The following is a 267-nucleotide window of genomic DNA, read 5'->3' as shown; positions in this document are numbered from 1 at the left end:
CTTTATCTCTTGGTACTGATAGCTCAAAACCTAAAACATAGCGGCTAAATACACGCAATGTATTGATATAAAAATCAGACATTCTTTCATTAATACGTTGCTTTTGAGTTTCTAAGCTTTTAAGAAGTTGTTCAGGTGTTAAACCCTCGGTGTTAAATTCTTCTTTAATATTTGGTACTACTGGGAAAAGCGTTTGAGTATCTACGGTAGAGCCAATAGAACCAGCGCGTTTACAATGGCGTAAATCAGCAAGAGGAAAACTAAAAG

1 protein-coding gene is annotated in these 267 nt (G+C 35.6%); it reads right to left on the bottom strand.

The features are described 5' to 3' along the window. On the bottom strand, positions 1–267 hold a 267-nt coding region (locus AAEY62_RS22715), incomplete at both ends, for a hypothetical protein (protein WP_350636677.1).

Source organism: Pseudoalteromonas sp. GW168-MNA-CIBAN-0100 (genome assembly GCF_040309225.1).
Taxonomy (GTDB): Bacteria; Pseudomonadota; Gammaproteobacteria; order Enterobacterales; family Alteromonadaceae; genus Pseudoalteromonas; species Pseudoalteromonas arctica.
The sequence above is the reverse complement of the archived record's forward strand: the minus strand, read 5'-3'. Positions and strand labels throughout refer to the sequence as shown.